At 49.4% G+C, this 23,186-nt stretch carries 16 protein-coding genes; 9 read left to right on the plus strand and 7 right to left on the minus strand.

Annotation, left to right across the window (positions count from 1 at the left end; all coding sequences use genetic code 11):
• Positions 1–104 precede the first annotated feature (104 nt).
• Positions 105–1,073: a porin gene (locus ACSF8W_RS05090; RefSeq protein ID WP_500845615.1), complete on the minus strand. Its 969-nt coding sequence runs from the start codon at positions 1,071–1,073 to the stop codon at positions 105–107.
• A 263-nt stretch (positions 1,074–1,336) separates the two neighbouring features.
• Between ACSF8W_RS05090 and ACSF8W_RS05095 the strand changes: the two genes are divergently transcribed.
• The 4 genes from ACSF8W_RS05095 to ACSF8W_RS05110 all read left to right on the plus strand — a co-directional run bounded on the left by ACSF8W_RS05095 (position 1,337) and on the right by ACSF8W_RS05110 (position 6,174).
• The gene (locus tag ACSF8W_RS05095; RefSeq protein WP_500845617.1) at positions 1,337–2,533 is read left to right on the plus strand and encodes an iron-containing alcohol dehydrogenase; all 1,197 of its coding nucleotides are present in this window, start codon (positions 1,337–1,339) and stop codon (positions 2,531–2,533) included.
• Positions 2,534–2,800: 267 nt separating this feature from the next.
• The gene (locus ACSF8W_RS05100) at positions 2,801–4,021 is read left to right on the plus strand and encodes a hypothetical protein (protein WP_500845619.1); all 1,221 of its coding nucleotides are present in this window, start codon (positions 2,801–2,803) and stop codon (positions 4,019–4,021) included.
• 418 nt (positions 4,022–4,439) lie between these two features.
• Positions 4,440–5,027: an acetate uptake transporter gene (locus tag ACSF8W_RS05105; RefSeq protein ID WP_500845621.1), complete on the plus strand. Its 588-nt coding sequence runs from the start codon at positions 4,440–4,442 to the stop codon at positions 5,025–5,027.
• A 178-nt stretch (positions 5,028–5,205) separates the two neighbouring features.
• Positions 5,206–6,174 (plus strand): ADP-ribosylglycohydrolase family protein, encoded by a 969-nt coding sequence (locus ACSF8W_RS05110; RefSeq protein WP_500845622.1) that lies wholly within the window; start codon positions 5,206–5,208, stop codon positions 6,172–6,174.
• Between the two features lie 101 nt (positions 6,175–6,275).
• Here ACSF8W_RS05110 and ACSF8W_RS05115 read toward each other — a convergent pair whose 3' ends face one another.
• The 4 genes from ACSF8W_RS05115 to pabB all read right to left on the minus strand — a co-directional run bounded on the left by ACSF8W_RS05115 (position 6,276) and on the right by pabB (position 11,538).
• The gene (locus ACSF8W_RS05115; protein WP_500845624.1) at positions 6,276–7,637 is read right to left on the minus strand and encodes an L-serine ammonia-lyase; all 1,362 of its coding nucleotides are present in this window, start codon (positions 7,635–7,637) and stop codon (positions 6,276–6,278) included.
• Positions 7,638–7,873: 236 nt separating this feature from the next.
• The gene (locus ACSF8W_RS05120; protein ID WP_500845626.1) at positions 7,874–9,127 is read right to left on the minus strand and encodes an aromatic amino acid transport family protein; all 1,254 of its coding nucleotides are present in this window, start codon (positions 9,125–9,127) and stop codon (positions 7,874–7,876) included.
• A gap of 183 nt (positions 9,128–9,310) precedes the next feature.
• Positions 9,311–9,919 carry a CoA pyrophosphatase gene (locus ACSF8W_RS05125; RefSeq protein ID WP_500845628.1) on the minus strand — a complete coding sequence of 203 codons (609 nt, stop codon included), beginning with the start codon at positions 9,917–9,919 and terminating at the stop codon, positions 9,311–9,313.
• 209 nt (positions 9,920–10,128) lie between these two features.
• Complete coding sequence (pabB, locus tag ACSF8W_RS05130) at positions 10,129–11,538, minus strand: aminodeoxychorismate synthase component I (protein WP_500845629.1); 1,410 nt, start codon at positions 11,536–11,538, stop codon at positions 10,129–10,131.
• A 276-nt stretch (positions 11,539–11,814) separates the two neighbouring features.
• Here pabB and ACSF8W_RS05135 point away from each other — a divergent pair, with 276 nt between their 5' ends.
• From ACSF8W_RS05135 to ACSF8W_RS05150, 4 genes are all read left to right on the plus strand, one after another.
• On the plus strand, positions 11,815–13,317 hold the full coding sequence (locus tag ACSF8W_RS05135) for a fumarate hydratase (RefSeq protein WP_500845631.1): 1,503 nt from the start codon (positions 11,815–11,817) through the stop codon (positions 13,315–13,317).
• A gap of 341 nt (positions 13,318–13,658) precedes the next feature.
• Positions 13,659–14,699, plus strand: coding sequence for an efflux RND transporter periplasmic adaptor subunit (locus ACSF8W_RS05140; RefSeq protein ID WP_500845633.1), 1,041 nt, complete (start codon positions 13,659–13,661; stop codon positions 14,697–14,699).
• A gap of 1 nt (position 14,700) precedes the next feature.
• The gene (locus ACSF8W_RS05145) at positions 14,701–15,801 is read left to right on the plus strand and encodes an efflux RND transporter periplasmic adaptor subunit (protein WP_500845635.1); all 1,101 of its coding nucleotides are present in this window, start codon (positions 14,701–14,703) and stop codon (positions 15,799–15,801) included.
• The gene (locus tag ACSF8W_RS05150) at positions 15,798–18,896 is read left to right on the plus strand and encodes an efflux RND transporter permease subunit (protein ID WP_500845637.1); all 3,099 of its coding nucleotides are present in this window, start codon (positions 15,798–15,800) and stop codon (positions 18,894–18,896) included. Before ACSF8W_RS05145 ends, ACSF8W_RS05150 begins: the two co-directional genes overlap by 4 nt.
• A 145-nt stretch (positions 18,897–19,041) precedes the next feature.
• Here the strand turns inward: ACSF8W_RS05150 and pyrC are convergent, their stop codons facing one another.
• Both pyrC and ACSF8W_RS05160 read right to left on the minus strand, forming a co-directional pair.
• On the minus strand, positions 19,042–20,073 hold the full coding sequence (gene pyrC, locus ACSF8W_RS05155; protein ID WP_500845639.1) for a dihydroorotase: 1,032 nt from the start codon (positions 20,071–20,073) through the stop codon (positions 19,042–19,044).
• 278 nt (positions 20,074–20,351) lie between these two features.
• Positions 20,352–22,355 carry a methyl-accepting chemotaxis protein gene (locus ACSF8W_RS05160; RefSeq protein WP_500845640.1) on the minus strand — a complete coding sequence of 668 codons (2,004 nt, stop codon included), beginning with the start codon at positions 22,353–22,355 and terminating at the stop codon, positions 20,352–20,354.
• Between the two features lie 363 nt (positions 22,356–22,718).
• On the opposite strand from ACSF8W_RS05160, the gene hinT reads away from it, so the two are divergent.
• Positions 22,719–23,069, plus strand: coding sequence for a purine nucleoside phosphoramidase (hinT, locus tag ACSF8W_RS05165; protein WP_500845642.1), 351 nt, complete (start codon positions 22,719–22,721; stop codon positions 23,067–23,069).
• Positions 23,070–23,186 lie beyond the last annotated feature (117 nt).

Genomic DNA, 23,186 nt, shown 5'->3' on the forward strand with positions numbered 1-23,186 from the left:
TAAAGCGATTAATGGGCATGGCATAGGCACAGGTATAGACAGAAACGAAGAAACCGAGCGTGTGTGCTCGGTTTCTTGTGTTACCCATGTTGCTTGACCGGTTATTAGAAGTCGTAACGCACGCCCGCTTGCACTTGATCATCTAAATCGTCGATTTGTTCAAAGCGGTAACCGGCATAGGCACGGAAACTGCTGTTGAACTTATAGACCCCTTCCAGCGCGTAGTAATCCACGGTATCCGTACTGCCTTCTTCTTGGAAGTTGTACACCCCTTGCACGGTCAGTTGGTTAATTTTGTAGGCAGCCGCGATTTCATAGGCTTTCAAATCGTCATCACCGAATGAACCATCGGTATAAATCGCCGCAAAGTAGAAATCGTTGTAGGTGTAGGCACCCGCTAAGTTGATCTGATCAGCATCTTCACTCAGGCCTGTTGCGCTATCGTGTTGCTTTCCGTCAACGTAACCGAAACCAACATCAAGGCCCATTGGCAGCGTATAGTGGAAAGAGATGCCGTAACTGTCGGTATTGTTTCTATCTTCGTCGTCATTGGCAACATAGTTGGCGCTGACCGTTAGGCCTTCAAAGGTCCCGGAGTAGACAAAGTTATTTTCACGCTTGTCTTTGTTGCCGTTGATAAGGTCTGCGGCATCCCCGCCGAAGGTGGCCAGAATATCAGTGAAGTCCGTTAGCACGACCTGAGCAGAGTCTTGCTTACCGTAAGACAGCGCACCGTAGTGGGTGTCGATACCGGCGAACAGATAGCGGGTTTCAAGGGTTTCATCGCTGCCTGAACCGACTTCCAGTTCATAGGTACCAAACGCGCCAATCCCGTTCATGATTTCGCTTTTGCCGGTAATGTTAACTCGGGCACGGCTCAAATCTTTGAATGTACTGTCGTCGGTGCGCACACCTGCATCATTGAATTGATTGTTGTCAGAGATATTAAAGCGTGGCTCGGCACGGCCACCGATGTTCAGAGAGCTTTTATCGTCCTGATAAACCATGGCAGCGTTCGCTGCACCAGCGAAAAGAAGTGTGGTGAGTGTGGATGCCAAAACTGTCTTTTTCATTTTATGTCCCCTGCAAGTATTTTTTTGTGGCTTCATTGCCGTTTTTTGCTGTTAGTAAGACTAGAACTCTAAAATGATAGTAACGTTTCATTGACATTTCACATTTATGACGCAACAAATGACGACAAAATGTGACAATGTACTGATTCTAGGGTAAGCGTTGGATTTCACTGGTAAAAGCTTGCTCAGAATCAAAAACAGGATTTCGTAACGGGGCACACTCATTAATAATTAATTTAATCTACCTGCGTAATGGAGTGCTTATGTTCCAGTTCATGACCTCATCACGAATTATTTTTGGTGAAGGTGCGCTAATCAATTCCCTGTCGTCGTTAAACCAGTTTGGGTATAGCGTATTACTGGTTACGGGTAAGGACGGCACACGCGCTGAGCCGGTCGTGAGCTACCTGAAGCAGCAGGGGATGCGTTATCAGCTGGTCGCCATTCATGGTGAACCCTTGATTGCGATGGTTGAAGAGATGGCCGCCATGGGACGTAAGTTTCGCCCTGATATGGTACTCGCCATCGGAGGCGGGAGCGTATTAGATACCGGTAAAGCGCTGGCAGCGTTAATTCCCAATCAGGGCAGTGTCTACGATTACGTGGAAGTGGTAGGGCGCAATGTGCCCTTACAAGCCAAGCCATTGCCTTATATTGCCGTGCCGACTACCGCTGGCACCGGTTCGGAAGTGAGTAAGAATGCCGTGCTGCGTTCGGCGCAAGAAAATGTCAAAGTCAGCCTACGTTGTCCTGAGATGCTGCCGGATCTGTCGATTATTGATCCGACACTCACCTATGGCATGGATCCGACAACGTCAGGTTATTGCGGGATGGATGCCTTCGCCCATTTAATGGAAGCCTACGTGTGCGGAGATCCGAACCCGCTGACGGATATGGTGTGTGAAGAAGGATTACGCCGTTTGTCGGGGGCGATTATCGCCGCGTGTGAGGATGATGATCCCCGTGCGCGATCCGATATGTCCTTTGCTGCTTTATTAGGGGGCATGGCGTCAGCCAATGCCAAGCTTGGGGCAGCGCACGGATTGGCCTCCTCGTTAGGGGGACGATTAGATGCGCCTCACGGTTTGATCACCGCGCAATTGGCCCCTTACGTGATGCAAGAAAATGTGTTTGCTGCCCGTGAAGCCGGCCGAGCAGATGTACTTAACCGCTATCGCCAATTGGCCTGCATTCTGACGGGCAGTGCGAACGCAGAAATCAGTGATGGGATCCAGTGGACGAAGCGCACGCTTAAGCGATTAAATTTACCGCGGGTGTCGGAGTATGGCCTGTGTGACATGATGTTTGATGAGGTCGCAGAAGATGCGTTGTTGTCAAATGCGATCAAAGGCAACCCATTGCCGCTAAATAAAGAACGCTTACTGAGTATCCTCAATCAAATTTGTACGTGCCACCAAAACGACGAGCAAGCGCAAACGCAGGATGATACGGAATTGTAGACAACGCGTTGATCGTTGATAAAGGGCGAACAGCATGTCGTGTGCTGTTCGCTTTTCTATTATACCGGCCATTTTTGTCGCAAATATGCGGTAATTTACGATGAAATGCTGCCTCAAGCGCAATCACGTTGTTGTCGTGTTGAAAATCACAGTATGAACTTTTTCTGTCAAGGTCAGTCATATACAATGAATAAACGCCAATAATTAGACAAGAATACTTCGTTGATCCACATTGGATCAGGCGAGGGCGCGAATCGGAACACGGATATGACTTATAGCAAGCAAGCGGCAGGCCTTTTGGTGCTAGCGGCTTTGCTCGGGGGCTGTAGCACAACCCCAGAAGGACAACAGAGCGCAGAAACCACGTTTAATACGGAAGATGTATTACAAGCGGCGCAACATACTCATCGCTTTTGGCGGGATACCTTGATCAACGCGGAGGTTTTCCGTCTTTATGCACCGGATAAATACGTCGCGATGATGGAAAGTTGGCTACGTGCCGACAGCCTGTATCGTGACATGGAAATGACGCCGGATACCGCACAACAAAGCTATTCGCTGTTTTCTTCGGAAACGTACCTAGATCGTTTCAATGCCGAGATTGCGATTGTTGATCACAATTATCAAGAACTCGAGTATTTACAACGCGTGGCTAATGATGTGTTGAAACCGGCCATCACCCAGATGGATTACCTCACGTCGATTGATGCGAGTGATCATTACCACAGTGAATTTGCCCGTTTAGATCGCTTCTATGCCAGCCTGTTTAGTGCGATCGCGAAAGGAGACGTCAGTAAAGCCAAAGACGAACAAACGGAATTCTTATCGCGCGCACACAGCTTAGAAGTGCGAGTGATTAAGCGCATTTACATTGCGCCGCAGGAACGCACATTGCGTGAACTGCGTCGTCAGGATGTGCGTTATTTGGCTCCACTGAGCTATGCCAAAGTTGAAGCGGAGATCAATACGGGTAAATCCCTCATTGACCAATCACCGCGTGCGTTTGATGCGATCAGTCAGGTTGTCACTCGGATCAAGTTTGAATTAGCGCATGCGGAACACATGGCGGCGGCGGTTAAAGCGCTGCGAGATCGCAGCCGAGACGAATACGAAAGCTATTTACTCGATGTCGAAGCGCAGATGTTAGCGATTTCACAAGCCTTGAATGACTCCGATTTGCGGGATCATCCATTGGCAGAGCAAGGGGCATTGATTCGTCAGGAGGTGAGTGCGGCGCGTCAAGAGTATGCATTGACGAAAAAGCTGGGTTCAAAAGATCAGACGCAAAATCAACTGGAAGGGTTACAAGCGTTGATCCGCCAGCAGAACGAAAAAATTGCCGATTTACAATCGCAATTGTCGGCCGTGGTGGTGGAAGCAACGGTGGCACCATTGAATGATGACGTGGCGGCACAAGAGGCCTCTTCTGTCGTTCCGGAAGCGGTGGCTGAGCGTGTTGTGCCAAATGCAGAGCCTGTCACGCAATAACCTTTTACTCTTTTCAACAAAAAGCAGCATTTATGCTGCTTTTTTTATGTCTGAAGCCTAGGTTATTAGCGATTAATGGTAATTATGGTTAAGTTATGAAAAATGTGACAGCTTGTTAAATGTTGATTGAGTAGTGTGCTTTTTAAGTGCTTGAAATATAAAGGCTGTATGGCATTGTGGGGTAGCAGTTTAATGCTGCTTAAAAACACTTGGTAACACTTGTTGGGTGTTTAATAAGAAAAAGAACTTTACAGGAATAAAGAAAAAACGACATTTTTTTGAGTTTGATTAAGTTTCACGCTGTTTATGGCTTGATTTGCCTCTCGACGTCCATTAGAATTCGCCGCGCATTCACAGAGAGTGCGCCCAAATTTTAATTATTATCACTTTTTTTGAAAGACTCCTGTAGGGGAACTCAATGTCGACGAAACTAGCGAACCCAGCACCACTTGGTCTAATGGGTTTTGGTATGACTACCATCCTTCTAAATATCCACAATGCGGGCTTTTTCCCGATTGATTCAATGATCCTAGCGATGGGTATCTTTTACGGTGGTCTAAGCCAAGTTATCGTTGGCATGATGTGTTTCAAGCGTGGTGATACATTCGGTACAACAGCCTTTACCTCTTACGGCCTATTCTGGTTGTCACTAGTCGGTATCCTTGTTATGCCTTACATGGGTCTACCTGCAAGCCCTGCTGGCTTCATGGGTTGGTACCTACTACTATGGGGCATCTTCACTGGCTTCATGTTCATCGGTTCACTTTGCTACCCACGTGCTAAGCAGTTCGTGTTCGGCTCACTGACGGTATTGTTCTTCCTATTGGCTGCACGTGACTTCACGGGTAGCGCGCTAATCGGTACCATCGCTGGTTTCGAAGGCATCATCTGTGGTGCAAGTGCAATCTACTTCGCTATGGCGCAAGTACTGAACAACGAATACGGCCGCACTATTCTGCCTGTTGGCGAATTGAAGAAAGACAAAGCGCTTAAAGCGGCTGCGTAATTTCTGACGGCATCGTAAAAAGAATTGAAGAACCCGCCTGATGGCGGGTTTTTTTATGCCTGTTTTTCAGCCTGCTATGTGTATAGCCCCTGCTGTGTGGTACCTGCTTTTCGGTGCAAGCCTCCATTTCGGTATAAGCTTACTGCAATGTCTTTGTCGTGGGTGAGGAGAAAGGGCTATGGCACAACGTTATGCAGCATTGATGGGGGCGCTGGTGGCCGATGCCGCCAGTATGGGCACGCACTGGATCTACTCCCCAGAACGTATCGCCAGCCTGCAAGATTTACCGCATTTTCCTTTCATTGCACCGGATCCTCAGCATTACACAGGGGTAGACGGGTATTATGCCCATGACAAACTAACGGCCGGTGAATTGACCCTTTATGGAGAGTGGTTGGCGTTATACATCCGTTTGCTCAGCCAGCCCGATGTCGATACGGTGAGCTTGCAGCAAGCCATGCTGGACTATTTTGGCCCTGGCGGTGAATTTATTGGGTACGTAGATAGCCCCACTAAAGCGTTATTGTTGACCTTATTTTCGTTGACCCCTGAAGAATGGCCAGATGATTCTGGCAGTGACGATGATCAAAATCCCGCCTTATGTGCCATTCCTGCCTTGGTCGCACTGAAATTACCGTCTGAGGAATTGGATCGTGAGATAGAGCGCCTTGTCGGTATTACCCATCAAAATGAAACGGCCATAACGTGTGCCAAAGCCTTTGCTTGCGCATTAAATGAAGCGTTGCGCTCCCGTCGCATGGAGCCGGTGTTGAACATTTTGGCGGTGAAAAGCCCACCGGCAATTAAAGAGAAAATCGATCAACTGCGTGCGTTGGAAGGGGAGGTGAATGATATCAACCACGTGCTGACGATAGTGAATCAGGCCTGTCATTTGGGGGATAGCTTGCCGATGGCGGCGTGGATATTGCAAAACAGTAATAGCTATACCGAGGCGGTGCTCAATAACATACGGGCATCTGGCGACAGCTGTGGACGGGCCATGTTGGTTGGAGCATTAGCGGGCGCCTGTTATGGCTTTGGTGATCAGCAGGGTATTCCTATCTCTTGGGTCACGACGTTACAGTGTGGCGAGGCACTGGCTGAAGACATTGAGCAACTCTTGCATCACGCGGGTGGGGCGTATTAGGGTGTGTCGTCTGTTGCTTGAATGACTGACGGTATAAACGAAAAAAAGCGACCCGAGGGTCGCTTTTTTGTGTTCGGCGTTAACCGAAAGTAATGCTGTAATTAGCAGATTACTTTGATAGCCAGACCGCCCTGAGACGTTTCGCGGTATTTCGCGTTCATGTCTTTACCGGTTTCTAGCATAGTCTCGATCACTTTATCCAGTGATACGCGCGGCTCAGAAGAACGACGCAGTGCCATACGGCATGCATTGATCGCTTTCACAGCAGCGATACCGTTACGCTCGATACACGGAACCTGAACCTGACCTGCAACTGGGTCACATGTTAGGCCTAGGTTGTGTTCCATCGCGATTTCAGCCGCCATACATACTTGCTCAGGGCTACCACCCATAAGCTCAGCAAGGCCCGCTGCGGCCATTGAACATGCTACGCCCACTTCGCCCTGACAGCCAACTTCTGCGCCAGAGATAGAAGCGTTACGCTTGTAAAGACCGCCTACTGCGCCAGATGCTGCGAAGTAACGCGTGTATTCTTTAGGACCTACAGACTGGATGAACTTATCGTAGTAAGCCAGTACCGCAGGAATGATGCCACATGCGCCGTTTGTTGGTGCAGTGACTACGCGGCCACCGGCTGCGTTTTCTTCGTTAACCGCGAATGCGTACATGTTAACCCAGTCAACAACCGTCATTGGGTCGTTGCTAAGTTTTTCAGTGGTAAGCAATTGCTGACGAAGTGCAGCGGCACGGCGAGGTACACGTAGTGGACCAGGAAGAATACCTTCCTCGCTCATACCACGTTCCATACACTCACGCATGGTACGCCAGATGTTTGCAAATGAAGTGCTGATTTCTTCTTCAGCAGTCAGTGCACGCTCATTGGCCATAACCAATGAACTTACAGAAAGACCGTGTTCTTTACATTGCTTAAGCAGCTCTTCAGCTGTAGTAAACATGTAAGGCACTTTTACTGAGGATTCAGTCGACTTACCGAAGTTCTCTTCATCAACGATGAAACCACCGCCTGTCGAGTAGTATGTCTTGGTGTACGCGTCTTCGTCACCGATCCAAGCATGGATAGTCATGCCGTTTTCGTGTAGAGGAAGGTTTGTTGTATGGAAGTTCATACCGCCTTCACGAGGGAAGTCAACAGTATGACAGTGCATGCCAACAGGCATACGCTCAGTTTCTTCAACGCGAGCGATGAAGCCAGGAATGCTATCAATATCAACGTGTTCTGGGCTATTGCCAGCAAGGCCCATAATGATAGCGATATCAGTGTGGTGACCTTTACCCGTTAGAGAAAGTGAACCGTAAACATCAACGGTAATTTTAGTCACATCACGAAGTTTACCCATGGCGCGAAGGTCATCGATGAACTCTTTACCTGCTTTCATTGGGCCGACAGTGTGTGAACTGGAAGGACCCACACCGATTTTGTAGATATCAAAAACACTGATCATTGCTAATACCTTCAGTCAGAGAAGCCATCTCGCTTCACCTTAGACCGTATCGTTCTTATCATTTCCCGCCCCTTCCTTGGCGAGATAAACAAAACAAAAGAGCAGGGGCATAAAGCGTCCTGCTCTTTTGTGGCTATATTGTACGTGATTTGTCTGTCAAGACTATGCGTTGTAGCACATTTCCTTGCAGTTCTAATCCGTAGCGGTTAATTATCACGCGTTTGGTGATAGCTAACTTATAGAGCGCCGTAGATTACAGAAGTAATCGCTGCAATACCACATAGTACTGTGAAAATCTGTGCAGCTGCTGACGTTTTGAACTTAGCCATTGCTGGTACTTTGTTCATTGCGAAGATTGGCATTAGGAACAGGATACCGGCAATCATCGGTGCGCCCATTGTTTCAATCATGCCAAGGATGCTTGGGTTAACTACCGCAACAATCCAAGTTGTTACAACGATGAACGCAAGTGCGATTTTTTCAATCTTGCTAACAGGCATTGAAGAGCGAGACTTAACAAGACCTACTAGACCTTCTTGTGCACCTAGGAAGTGACCGAAGTAGCTAGAAGTAATCGCAGCGAAAGCAACCAATGGACCCATTAGAGAGATCAGTGGAGACTCGTGTACGTTTGCTAGGTAAGACAGTACAGAGATGTTCTGCGCTTGTGCTTCTGCTAGTTGTTCTGGAGACATAGAAAGAACAACAGAGAATACGAAGAACATAACGAACGCCATCAGCATCATTGCTGCGCCGCCAGTGATCATGTCTGTTTTCTTCACAGCATCGTCGCCGAACTGCTGACGCTGTTCTTTAGCAAACTGAGAGATGATTGGGCTGTGGTTGAAAGAGAATACGATGATTGGAATCGCTAGCCATACAACAGAAGGCATTGCAGACCAATCTGGTGCTACTGATACCATTGATGAGTTCCACTCAGGAACCAGGTAGATAGATAGCGCGAATAGTACGAATACTAGTGGGTATACCACAGCAGATGTTGCTTTAAGCATCAGTTCTTTACCGAACAGAACGCCTGCAGTCATCGCAAGGATCAAACCACCAGATAGCAACCAGCGTGGAATAGATTCCATACCTAGCTGGTTAACCATGAAAGAGTCAACAGTGTTGGTAATACCAACGCCGTAGATAAGTACGATTGGGTAGATGGCAAAGAAGTATGCAAAAGTGATGATGTTTGCGCCAGTCTTACCGAAGTGCTCTTCTACTGTATCGGTGATGTCAGCATTTGGATCTTTTGCAGAAAGAACGAAACGCGCAAGGCTCTTGTGAGCAAACCAAGTCATTGGTAGTGCAAGTAGAGCAAGAATCACTAGAGGCCAGAAGCCGCCTGCACCCGCTTTAATAGGAAGGAACAGTACGCCAGCGCCTACAGCAGTACCGAAAAGCGATAGTGCCCAAGTTACGTCTTTATACGTCCATCCTGCTTTTGCAGCAGTGGTGGCTGCGGTGCTTGTAGATGTTTGCATGATTATCTATCCAAAGTTGAATTACGGAACGGAAATTTAGGAACGAAGCGCATTTTCGTTATTTATTGCAAGAAAACTTTGATCAAGATCTCGTTATGTAACGGGGTGAAATTGCAATACAATTAAAAGTGATCTAGATCACACTTTTGTGGCTGGTGGGATTAGGGAAAATAACGTGTCACATTAGTTATGCTCATGCCAGAGTTGTTTTGACAGCACTTTGAGCATTTGTGCCGTCGCACCCCAAATGGAATATTTGCTGAAGGGCACCGAATAAATGTGATGAATGTTGCCCCCAATGGTGACTTCTTGGGTTCGCATGTTCACTGGATTGAGGAGATAATCGAGGGGAGCTTCAAACAGATCATCCACCTCATTGGCGTCTAAGGTGGGGGTATATTCCGGAGAAATCACCGAGACAAAGGGCGTGACCAAGTACCCACTCACGGTCGGTAATGCAGGCAGTTGGCCAATAATGCTGTCTCGGTTGCACAAAATGCCGGTTTCTTCGTGCGTTTCACGCAGCGCAGTGGCAATCAAATCATGATCGAAGGGTTCATGTTTGCCCCCTGGAAAAGAAATTTGACCGGGGTGGTGTTTTAAATGCAGAGCGCGACGGGTCAATACCACATGAAATGTGTGTTGGCGGGGAACGAGGGGGATCAGCACTGCCGCTTGTTTTAAGGGACGGCGAATGTCCAAGCTTTGCTGAATACGGGCGGTATGACTGGCATCATACGTGGCCTGTGGCGCAAGCAGAAAACGCGTAACAAGATGCTGCTGGGAGTTCATAAACCTTCCGTGGAACGATAAAACATATTCTAACTGTAGTGGTAAAAACAACCACTTACTGAGTAATGTGCGGGAAAATTTCCCGTTCTTGGTGGCAAATCCATGTCACACAAGGAAGAACGATCGGTCATGAGGGTAATCAATTGTCAAAAAAAAGCCAAGCATCATGCTGTGCATAACGCTTGGATTTTCAGAATGATGGCTCAAGATCACAGTGTGGAAAGGGTCGGCAAAATACGACTGAGTTTATCCAGTGTTTCTTGATATTCACTGTCGGCTTGGCTGTCTGCGACCACGCCGCCGCCAGCCCATGCATACAGGTGTTGTTGATGCGCCACCACGGTACGAATAGTGATGCTGGTGTCCATTTGGCCGCAGCGGCTGATGTAACCGATGCTGCCACAGTACACACTGCGACGGTGCGGCTCTAATTCTTCAATGATCTGCATGGCGCGGATTTTCGGTGCGCCGGTGATCGACCCGCCAGGGAAGCAAGCACGCAGCAAATCCGTTGGGCTGTACTGACTGTCCAGCTCACCGACAACGGTGCTCACCAAGTGGTGTACCGCTGGGAAACTTTCCACATCAAACAGCTTAGGTACAGACACCGTGCCCGGTTTGGCCACACGGCCAATGTCGTTACGCAGCAGATCGACAATCATCAGGTTTTCAGCGCGATCTTTCTCGGTCGTACGTAGCTGTTCCGCCAGTGCTGCATCTTCAGTTGCATGAACGCTGCGTGGGCGCGTGCCTTTGATGGGTTTGGTTTCCACTCGACCCTGGCGGTGTTGCAAGAAACGCTCAGGGGAAACCGACAAGACGGCACTGTCATCGGTACGAATAAACGCAGAGAACGGTGCCCCGTTACTTTGCTCCAATAATCGATAGGCTTGCCATTCGTCACCGCAATACGCGGCAGAGAAGCGTTGTGCTAAGTTGATCTGATAACAATCACCGGAAAGCAAATACGATTGAACACGATCAAATTTGTTGCAATAGGTCGCTTTATCCATGTTGGCTTGCCAATCGGATGTTAGCGAAAAGTGATTGTTTTGTGATATTGCTTTTGTCAGTGCGTGCGCGTGATGGCTGCTGTGACGAAGATCGTCTAGCCACGCCAAACGCGATTGTCCTTTGGGCGAAATCAGATACAACTGCTGTAATTGGTGATCGGCAATCAGCGCCCAATCATAAATCCCCACCGCCATATCTGCCGTGCCCAGATCATGGCTGGCCGTGTTCGCAATACGCTCAACACGACGGCCTAAGTCATAGGCAAAAAAACCAACAGCCCCGCCAATGAATGGCACATCGTTTATGGGTTTCAGCGATGGCAGGAGATCATGCTGAATTTTCTCAACTAAGTGGAAGGGGTCAAGGGTGCTGGTTTTTTCATCACCATTTGAAAACTTAATATGAGTTATTTCACCATGTGTCGCTAAAGTGGCTAAAGGATCAGCAACTAAAATATCGAAGCGATTATCTGGATGATCAGAAGCGGCGGAGCGTAATATCATGGCCCACGGCTGGCCTGCTAACGGTTCAAACCACGTAAGCGATGCATCCTTGTCGTAGTCGAGTTGTTCAATAATCAGTTCTGGATGTGATTTACAAATCATTTTCTTTTTTGTGACAGGTGTACGATAGGCGCATAGCGCGAAATTGTACGCAAGAGTATCATAAACACAGAATTTAATACGACGCCCAAGGACGATCCTTTCCGCTTTTTTGTCTTCTTTATCGAAGCGGATTGGAGCACTGCCATGAGGAACATGGCCGCGTGGTTGCATGATCTCCCTATACCTTCCCTACAGGGTGGGAGTCATGTGAATCATACCCTACATGGAAGCAACAAATCGGGCGCCATGGAATGATAATAATCAACGAGGGCATATATGACCGTCATCCGTAAACAAGATGTGATTAGTAGTGTCGCTGACGCATTACAGTATATTTCTTACTATCACCCACTGGACTTTGTTCAGGCATTAGAAAAAGCCTACAACAAAGAGCAGAGCCAAGCCGCGAAAGATGCGATGGCACAGATCCTCATCAACTCCCGCATGTCGGCAGAAGGACGTCGTCCTATCTGTCAGGACACCGGGATTGTGACCTGTTTCGTTAAAATCGGTATGAATGTGCAGTGGGAAAGCGACCTGACTGTGCAGGAAATGATTGATGAAGGCGTGCGTCAAGCCTACACCAATCCGGATAACCCGCTACGAGCCTCTGTCGTTGCGGATCCTGCCGGTAGCCGTAAAAACACCAAAGACAATGCCCCTGCTGTGGTACACATTGACATGGTGCCGGGTAATAAAGTCGACATCCAAATCGCGGCCAAGGGCGGCGGTTCTGAAAACAAAACCAAAATGGTGATGCTCAACCCGTCTGACGATGTGGCTGAGTGGGTTGAAAAGACCGTACCATTGATGGGCGCAGGCTGGTGTCCGCCGGGCATGCTAGGTATCGGTATTGGTGGTACGGCAGAAAAAGCCGCTGTATTGGCGAAAGAATCCTTGATGGAATCTATCGACATGCATGAACTGCAAGCACGCGGTGCACAGACGACAGAAGAAGCCTTGCGTCTAGACATCTACAACCGCGTGAACAAGCTCGGTATTGGTGCACAGGGTCTAGGTGGCTTGACCACAGTGTTGGATGTGAAGATCAAAACTGCGCCGACCCATGCTGCCTCTAAACCTGTATGTATGATCCCGAACTGTGCCGCTACTCGTCACGTACACTTCACGCTAGACGGTTCCGGCCCTGCCGAACTGACACCACCGAAGCTAGAAGACTGGCCAGAAGTAACATGGGAAGTGGGTGAAAGTGTTCGTCGCGTTAATCTTGATGAAGTGACGAAAGCGGACGTGCAAGAGTGGCGTTCAGGTGAAACGATCCTGTTGTCCGGTAAAATCCTGACAGGCCGTGATGCTGCACACAAGCGCATTGCTGATATGTTGGCGAACGGCGAAGATTTCCCGGTTGATTTCAAAAACCGCTTTATTTACTACGTCGGTCCGGTTGATGCCGTGGGTGATGAAGTCGTGGGGCCAGCAGGGCCGACGACATCGACCCGTATGGATAAATTCACCGACATGATGCTTGAGCAAGCCGGTTTGACCGGGATGATCGGTAAAGCTGAGCGTGGCCCAGCGGCGATTGAATCCATCAAAAAACACAAAGCGGTGTATCTGATGGCTGTCGGCGGGGCGGCCTATTTGGTGGCGAAAGCGATCAAACAAGCCCGTGTTGTCGCGTTTGAAGACTTGGGCATGGAAGCGATTTACGAGTTTGATGTTGAAGACATGCCAGTAACGGTCGCCGTTGATGCAGAAGGTGTGAACGCGCACCAAACCGGTCCGGATACGTGGAAAGTAAAAATCGCAGAAATGTAATGTGCCGCGCTGTCACGCGCTAGCCTGTTACTAGGTGCATCATTAGTATCGGCGACAACTTCGGTTGTTGCCGATTTTTTTTGCCTTCTCTCCATTGTCCGTGGATGAATGGGATCCCCGCTTATTCCTTCTTTATTGTCTTTTTTTGCCTTTCATACAAATCATAGAGGGTGACTAAAAGCAGTTTAATGATCTGTTTTTCGTCATGTTTTTGCGTGTTGTTCAATTATTGTCATTCAGTCTGAGCTATAGTGGTAACAAAAGGTGATGTGTTATGTTGCTGAATTGCTATGTTGCCATCATTGACAACGACAATAAGAAAGACAGGGATTGAGGGTGTTATGGGACGCGTATTTTTGGCGACAACCACGTTGCTCGTTGCCGTTATGGGATGTGGTGATAAAGAGGCTCCCGTACCGGAGCCGGAATCGAGGCCAGTGAAATTACATTCGGTGGCAGTCGGAAACAATGAAACCTTTCGGACGTTTCCTGCGGTAGTCGAAGCCGGAGATAAAGCCGTATTGGCGTTTCGGGTGTCAGGCCAGTTAGATAAAGTGGTCGTGAATCCCGGAGAAAATGTGACGCGGGGGCAAACGCTGGCGCATTTAAACACCGATGAATTGCAATTATTGGTCGAACAGGCGCAAGCCAACTATGAACTGGCTTATGTGCAGTTTACGCGGGATAAAAAACTGCTGAAAACCAACGTGGTATCCGAACTCGATTTTGACCGCTCAAAAGCAGAGCTCAATCAGGCGAAAGCCGAATTAGACAAAGCCAAAGCCAATCTCAACTATGCCACCCTTATCGCGCCCTATGACGGCACGCTATCCCTCTCCTTAATTGAAAATTATGAATATGTCGCGGCAAAAGAGCCGGTGATGCATATTCAAAGCGCGGGGTTGATCAACGTCACGTTTCAGTTGCCGGATCAACTCTTCGTCCGTTTTCAAGATACAGACAGTTTTGATGTGAAGCCAACCGTCTCGTTTGACACCATCCCTAATCAACACTTTTCAGCTGAATTTAAAGAAATCGATACTGAAGCGGATGCAAAAACCTCCAGCTATAAAGTGACGCTATTTATGGAACGTCCTAAGGGATTCAATTTACTGCCCGGCATGGCTGGGCACGTGAAAGTGGCATTGCCTGGCGGAGAGTTAGGCGCGATTCCCGTCAGAGCGATCATGAAAGACGGTGATCAGCAATTTGTTTGGCGCGTCGATGAACAAGGGGCCGTCTCCAAAGTGGCGGTGACACTGGACGATAAGCGCCGCGTGATCTCGGGATTGTCTGACGGTGACAATATCGCGACCTCTGGCGTGTATGAATTGGAAGATGGCCAGAAAGTCAGGGCATGGGTCAAGGAAAGGGGGTTATAGCATGCAGACACGACGTGAATTACCGCTCGCGGTGTGCGTGCTGGTGAGCCTGCTTGGACTCAGCGGGTGCGAAAAACCCACGGTAGAAGAGCGGGTGATTATTGCCCCTGTGGCCGTGACAAAAGTACAAATGGCCGATGCCGCACCTCAACTGACGTTTCCGGCTGTGGCCGCCGCCGCCAATAAATCCAGTTTGTCTTTCCGCGTGCAAGGGGAAGTCAGCCATATTTCCGTGCGCCCGGGGGACAGGGTAAAAAAAGGCCAGTTATTGGCTCGCTTGGATCCGGTGGATTACCGATTGGAAGTGGATGACGCGCAAGCCAAATTCAATGTGTCGGACAGTCAGTATCGACGCTCCGCCAAGTTGGTGAAGCAGGGGTATTTACCTCAGTCGCAATTTGATGAATTGAAAGCACAACGACGCATCGCCAAAGCACGTCTTGATTTGGCTAAATTGAACTTAACCTTCACCGAGCTGAAAGCCCCGTTTAACGGCGTGATCTCTCGTGTGCCTGTTGAGCAATTTGAAAATGTACAAATCGGTCAGCCAGTCATGAACCTGCATTTAACCAATGCGGTCGATGTGATTATACAAGCGCCGGATATGATTTATTCCCAGAGTACGGCGGTGGAAGTGCAAGACTCGGCACCAGGAGCCCGTATTGTGCTGGAAGATGGCACAGAATACCGCGCCCGTTTAAAAGAGTTCACCACCGAGCCGGATCCTGAATTGGGATCGTTTTTGGTCACTCTGACCATGCCAATGCCCAAAGATCGTTTTATTTTGGACGGGATGGCGGTGGAAGTCCGTGCGGATGCGCAGAAGTTGAAAATCTACCGTAAAGGGGAGCCGGTTATTCCGCTGGAGGCCATTTTCAATGAAGACGGCGATGACTTGGCCTTAACCAGCAAGTTTGTTTGGGTGGTCGGGCCGGATAACACGGTCAGCAAACGTCAAGTCGTTACGGATAAAGTGGTGCCACAAGGTGTGCGTCTACTCAAAGGGCTGCAAGCTGATGAGCTCATCGTGGTGGAAGGGGCGAACCGATTACATGAAGGGCAACAAGTGCGGATCGTTAACAAGGAGGGCGACGGCGTATGAAACAAGATATAGCAGCCTATTTTATCCGCAATAAGGTGATCAGTTGGATGCTGACGCTGATCTTCCTGATTGGCGGCACCATGGCCTTCTTTGGTTTAGGGCGATTGGAAGATCCCGCGTTTACCATTAAAGACGCCATGGTCGTTACCTCTTACCCCGGTGCGACGCCGTTGCAAGTGGAAGAGGAAGTCACCTACCCGATAGAAAAAGCCATTCAACAGTTGTCTTATGTGGATGAAGTGAACTCGGTGTCCAGTCGAGGACTTTCCCAAATCACGGTCTCCATGAAAAATAATTATGGCCCGGATGATTTACCGCAGATTTGGGATGAATTGCGGCGGAAAGTGAATGATCTGAAGCCATCGTTACCGCCCGGGGTGTATGAGCCGAAAGTCATTGATGACTTCGGGGATGTATTTGGGATACTGCTGTCGATCACCGGTGATGGTTACAGTTACAAAGAGCTGAATGACTATGTGGACTACCTGCGCCGTGAAATTGAATTGGTTGACGGGGTCGGCAAAGTGTCGGTGACAGGGGGGCAGCAAGAGCAAGTCTTTATTGAGATCTCCATGCAGCGGTTGAGCAGTTTGGGGATTTCGCCAGATACCATTTACGGCATTCTCGAAACCCAAAACTTAGTCACCAGTGCCGGGGCGGTGCGGATCGGCAGTGAATATATTCGCGTTCATCCGACCGGTGAATTCAACAACGTGGATGAGTTGGGGGATTTAATTATCACGGAAAGTGGCGCAGAAGGGCTGATTTATCTGCGCGATGTGGCCACGATTAAGCGTGATTTCAAAGAAATTCCGGATAACTTGATTGCGTATGACGGGCAGCAAGCCCTGAATGTGGGGATCTCGTTCGTTGAAGGCATCAATGTTGTGTCGGCGGGCCACCGTGTTGAGCGTCGCCTGCAAGAGCTGAAAGAACAACAACCGGTAGGGATCAATATCGGGGCGGTGTACAGCCAGCCAACGGAAGTGGATAAATCGGTGAGCGGCTTTGTGGTCAGCTTGGGTGAAGCGGTCGCGATCGTCATCATCGTATTGCTGTTCTTTATGGGGCTGCGTTCCGGCGTGTTAATCGGATTGATTTTGCTGCTGACGGTATTGGGCACCTTCGTCTTCATGAGTTGGATGGCGATTGACTTGCAGCGTATTTCACTCGGGGCCTTGGTGATCGCGCTGGGGATGCTGGTGGACAACGCCATTGTGGTGGTCGAGGGCATATTGATCGGCATGCAAAAAGGGCGAACCCGTATGCAAGCCGCGTCCGATATTGTCACGCAAACCAAATGGCCGTTATTGGGGGCGACTGTTATTGCGGTGATGGCCTTTGCGCCGATTGGATTATCGCAAGACTCAACCGGCGAATACTGCCGTACGCTGTTTAGCGTGTTGCTGGTGTCGTTGATGCTGAGTTGGTTTACCGCGATTTCGTTGACGCCGTTCTTTGCTGATTTGTTTTTCCGTGGGATCAAAACCAACACGGATGATGCCAACGCGGACCCTTATGCCGGCAAACTGTTTGTCTGGTACAAGGGCTTTTTAGAGTTCTGTTTACGTCGTGCGTGGTTAACCGTCATCACCTTGGTATTGATGCTAGGGGTGAGCTTGTACGGCTTTACCTTGTTGAAACAGTCGTTCTTCCCGTCGTCCACCACGCCGATGTTTATGGTGGATGTGTGGTTACCGGAAGGGACAGACATTCGTGCCACTAACAGTGTGCTGAAAGAGCTGGAAGGGGTGGTGACGCAAGATGATCGCGTGGTGTATGTCAGTGCCAGTGCGGGTAAAGGGTCACAACGTTTCATGCTGACCTATACACCGGAAAAGAGCTATTCCTCATACGGTGAACTGATCATTCGCGTGAAAACATTTGAAGATGTGATCCCCGTGATGAGTAAGCTGAGTGAGGTCTTGGAAACCAATCACCCTGAGTTGGAATACAAGCTCAAGCAGATCATGTTAGGCCCTTCATCGGGATCAAAAATTGAGGCGCGATTAGTGGGACCGGATCCGACCATATTACGTAGCATGGCGAAGGACGTGGTTCAGATCATGAATGCCGACCCTGGGGCGTTTAACATTCGCCACGACTGGCGTGAACGTAACAAAGTGATTGAGCCCGTGTTTAACGAAAGTCAGGCGCGTCGCTATGGGGTCACCAAGAAAGACGTGGATGACTTGTTACAGATGTCGTTCTCAGGGCTAACGGTCGGGGTGTACCGTGATGGGACCAATCTGATGCCGATTGTGGCACGGTTACCGGATGCCGAACGTGTGGATGTCAGTACCATTGAGGGCATGAAGATCTGGAGTCCGGCGATTCAGGGCTATATTCCGCTGCAACAGGTGATCAACGGGGTCAATATTCGCTGGGAAGATCCGCTCATTGTACGGAAAAACCGTAAGCGTATGCTGACCGTAATGGCCGATCCGGATCCGTTGGGCGATGAAACAGCGGCGACGGTACAAGCACGGATCCAACCTCAGATTGAGGCGCTTAACTACCCGCCGGGCTATTCGCTTGAGTGGGGGGGTGAATACGAGTCGTCGGCGGATGCGAAAGCGTCACTGTTCCAAACCATGCCAATGGGGTACTTGGTGATGTTCTTGATCACCATCTTCCTGTTCAACAAAGTGAAAGAAGCCTTGATTGTGTGGGCGACCGTGCCGCTTGCGGTGATCGGGGTAACGACGGGTCTGTTGTTACTCAATACGCCGTTTGGCTTCATGGCCTTGCTGGGTTTCTTGAGCTTGTCAGGCATGCTGGTGAAAAACGGGATTGTCTTGTTGGATCAAATCGAACTTGAAATTGCCAGCGGGAAAGAGAAATATCAGGCTGTGGTGGATGCGGCGGTCAGCCGTGTGCGGCCGGTCTGTATGGCGGCGGTCACAACGATTCTCGGGATGATCCCGCTCCTTCCGGACGTGTTTTTTAAACCGATGGCGGTCACCATCATGTTTGGCTTAGGCTTTGCAACGGTTCTCACCTTGATTGTGGTGCCGGTGTTGTACCGTTTGTTCCACCATATTGGTTTACCGGAACAACACGCCGCGTTGAAGCCGAACCCTGCCATGGGCTAGCACCAGAGGAGACACTCTGGTAAGCGAAAAAGAAAAGGGGACGCAATGCTGCGTCCCCTTTTTTTGTTTTTATTCTAGTTTCTAGTTTCTAGTTTCTAGTTTTCGATACTCGATTCTAGCTTCTACCTATCCGCCACTGCGCCGATTAGGCCGTGACTTTCCAGACCATCTCTTCGCCAGCACGGATGGGTACAACCACATCCTGACCAAACGCCATGGTTTCAGGTACTGACCAGTTTTCTTTAGTCAGGGTGATGGAGTCGCTGTTGCGTGGTAGGCCGTAGAAGTCTGGGCCATTGAAACTTGCAAAGGCTTCCAGCTTATCGAGTGCTCCCGCGTTCTCAAACACTTCAGCATACAACTCGATAGACGCGTGCGCTGTGTATGAACCAGCACACCCACAGGCGGCTTCTTTGCGGCCTTGTGCATGGGGGGCAGAGTCGGTACCCAAGAAGAATTTCGGGTTACCGCTGGTGGCCGCTTCGATCAACGCGTGCTGGTGGATATTGCGCTTTAGGATCGGCAAGCAGTAGAAGTGCGGACGAATACCGCCAACCAGCATGTGGTTACGGTTGAACATCAGGTGATGCGCCGTGATAGTCGCGCCCACGTTTGGACCGGCTTGTTTAACGAACTCGACCGCCTCTTTGGTGGTGATGTGCTCAACCACAATCTTTAGGTTCGGCATCTTTTCAACGATAGGGCCCAAGACGGTATCGAGGAAGGTTTTCTCGCGGTCAAAAATGTCGACATCGTGCGTGGTCACTTCCCCGTGGATCAACAGTAGCATGCCCACTTCTTGCATCGCTTCAAGGGTTGGGATCAGCTTGTCGATATCGGTTACACCCGAATCGGAGTTCGTGGTCGCACCGGCAGGATAAAGCTTCGCGGCATAAATGTGGCCAGTGGCTTTGGCTTGGCGAATATCGTCGGGGGTGGTGTTATCGGTGAGGTAAAGCGTCATAAGCGGAGAGAAAGGGGCTAAAGGCTCGGCAGCGAGAATGCGATCGCGGTATGCCAATGCCGCTTCGGTATCGGTTACCGGTGGAACCAAGTTTGGCATGATAATGGCGCGGCCCATGTAGCGGCTAATATCACGGACGGTATCATTGAGCACGTCGCCGTCACGCAAGTGGATATGCCAGTCATCAGGACGTGTAATCGTAATCGTCGTCATTGTTGCTTCCCTCCAAAAAAAATCGACCGATTCTAATTGCTTATAAAAGGGATGTAAAGGTCACGATTCAAACAATCTATCTTATTGATGAATAAAGAGGCAACCGTTTGCTTGTAACGACAGGAATACGGGGGTTAACGCCGTGAATTTGCAGTGATAAATCAATTCAACATGAGGAGAAAGGCACTGCCACTGTTCAGAGAAAGCCTGAAACGGTGGCAGTGACATGCATGCAAAATGTGTCAAATGGCTTGCTTAAAAGCTAAAACTTAAAGTGCTTAAAGCTTGAAACGGTGTACGAGGTCGTTTTGTTGGTGCGCCAGTGCATCCAAGGTGTGGCTGGCCGTGGCGACTTCTTCCATTGCGTTATAGTTGGCGTCGGCAATATGGCTGATCCCTTCTAAGCTGCGTGCCGTGGCAACGGTGGTATCGCGCTGCTCTTCGGCGGCTTGGGCAATTTGCGCACTCATCTGGCTGATCTCAATAATGATGCTTTGAATCGCTTCCATCGCATGGTGCGCGTTGGTGGCTTCTTCAATGCTGTTATCCATTTCGGTGACGCAGCTTTGCATTAATGACATGGTCTGACTGGCGCGGCCTTGTAGCGTGGCGATCATTTTCTCGATTTCCGCGGTGGAGTCGGTGGTGCGCTTGGCAAGCACGCGTACCTCATCGGCCACGACTGCAAACCCACGGCCTTGATCGCCGGCACGCGCCGCTTCAATGGCGGCATTGAGCGCCAGTAAATTTGTTTGATCGGCAATGTTGCGGATCACATCGAGGATAGAGCCGATATTGCTGCTCATTTGCTGCAGGTTAGCGACCGCTTGAACGGATTCATCCAGTCGTGCGGCTAACTGCTGCGTTGTCTGAATGTTGGTGTTCATGACTTCACGCCCGGTCTGAGAAGCCTGTTCGACATCATGAATGCGTGTCATGGTGTTTTGTGCACTGAGCGACACTTCCGTCACCGAATGTTCCATTTCGGTCATGGCAGTCGCAACAGATGCGGTTTGTTGACGCTGTTCGTTCAATCGGTATTTCGCGTCATTGGTGGTGGTTTGGTTCTTCTCCGCCACGCTGGTCAGTTCGCCAGAGGCTTGACTGAGGCGGCTGAGAATTTCCTGCAAGTTATCGGCCAGGCTATTGATGTACACCCCAAGCTGGCTGAATTCGACAAACTGGTTGATGTCGCTGCGCTTGGTCATATCCCCCTTGGCTAAGGCCTCAAGGGTTAGTAACGTGGCATTGAGGGGCTTTCGTACCGATTGTGCAATGTACCAGCCAATGCTCAGCGCCACGGCCACCATCAGGCCACCAAACAGGATCGCGTTGTTATACCCTTGTTGATAAGCGACATCCGCACGCTCAATGGCACTGTCCATTTGCTGATTGGCGTAGTGACGGAAGCTGTCCAGAATTTGGGTCGCTTTATCGATCTCGCCCGCCAAAATATGGATGTTATCGTACAGCTTGGTACGCGCATCGATGTATTGATAGTGGGCATCTAACGCGCCGCCACTGCGGCCAATGTCACGCATGTATTGTGCGATGGGCTGATCAAATGCCAGTTTTAATTCCGGCTTCATGGTGGACAAGGAACGGTAAGCATTGCCGACGTGATTAACGTAACGCTTATTATCTTTAATGGCTTTTTGAATCTTGCTGATCTCTTCGGTGGCCAGCGCATCAGACGTGATGGTTTCCGTCTGTCTTAATTTCATGAAATAGTTTTTGGCCATCATTTTGACGGGGATACTGGTGTTGTCGGCCAAGTGCTCGGCCATCTCACCGTTTAATTTGCCGTATAAGCGCTGAAAGTGGCGGGCGGATTGTTGGCGTTCAGCTTGCGCCAGTATTTGGGTGCGATAATTCGCCATCGCCGTTTGGGCTTCTTGAAAGTAGCGGGTTTCAATGTCGCTCAAGGCGTCGAGTTGGCTTTTGACGTCAGTGTTGTGGCGATTGGCGTTGATTAACGCGACCAGCGCTTCGCTAAACTGTGTTTGTGCCTCAGTAAACAGCGTTTCGTAGGTGTCCATGCGCTGTGGCTCCTGACTGGTCAGGAAGTCTTTAAACAGTTTATCGGCCGCCAATAAACGGACACTGGTTTGGTTGGAGTAAGAGACCAACGGTAACGCGGTATCAGTGACATGTTGGAGTTGTTGGTGAATGCGGCTGGTACCATCCAGCATCATGAAGACCATTGCAGTAAACACCATCACCATCATGGCGAAACCGGTGTACATACGGCGAATAACTGAGGTGTGCTTCACTTTTTTCATATCATCCCTAGAAAGACCCAGTTAGTGGCAATATAACGAATAGAATGCACTGTAATTCAAACTGATAATTCTGTTTTTAATCATCGTGAAAAATGTGAAGTGTCAAAATTATGCTCTCGCTAGGTGAGTGTTTTTTGGTGTGTATTGACACAAATTGTGTGATTCAAGTGCACATTCTTTGGAGGCGTTACCAAGGAATAGATGACCGGTTTAGGAATAAGGGGATGTACCCGAGGGCGCAAAAGTGGTTGTAGTCTGTTCAAAAGAGGGGGTATGCTTGTTTAAAACAGCGTTCAATATTGCTCTGCCAGACAGAACCGCGCATACTGCCAACACGCTTATACATTGATAACGGAGCATGACATGGCTGAAGAAACCATTTTCAGTAAAATTATTCGTAAGGAAATTCCAGCAGACGTTGTTTACCAAGATGATTTGGTGACGGCATTTCGTGATATTAACCCGCGCGCGCCAAGCCATATTCTGATCATTCCGAATAAGCTATTGCCAACGGTCAATGATGTGGAAGCTGAAGATGAGTTGATGATGGGTCGTCTATTTACCGTTGCGCGTAAATTGGCGGAGCAGGAAGGGATCGCGCAAGACGGTTACCGTCTGATCGTGAACTGTAACCCACACGGTGGTCAGGAAGTGTACCATATCCACATGCACCTGGTCGGCGGTCGCCCAATGGGGCCAATGATCGTCGGTTAAGCGCCGTCGGTGTGTGTCTCTTACCATTTCAGTGTCGTTATACACGGGGCGGTGAGCAGGAACTTTGAGTTCAGTTTGAAGTCTGAGTAGGCGGTACGGCACAGCAGCATTGTAGAC

Source organism: Photobacterium sp. 270122K, from assembly GCF_059941365.1.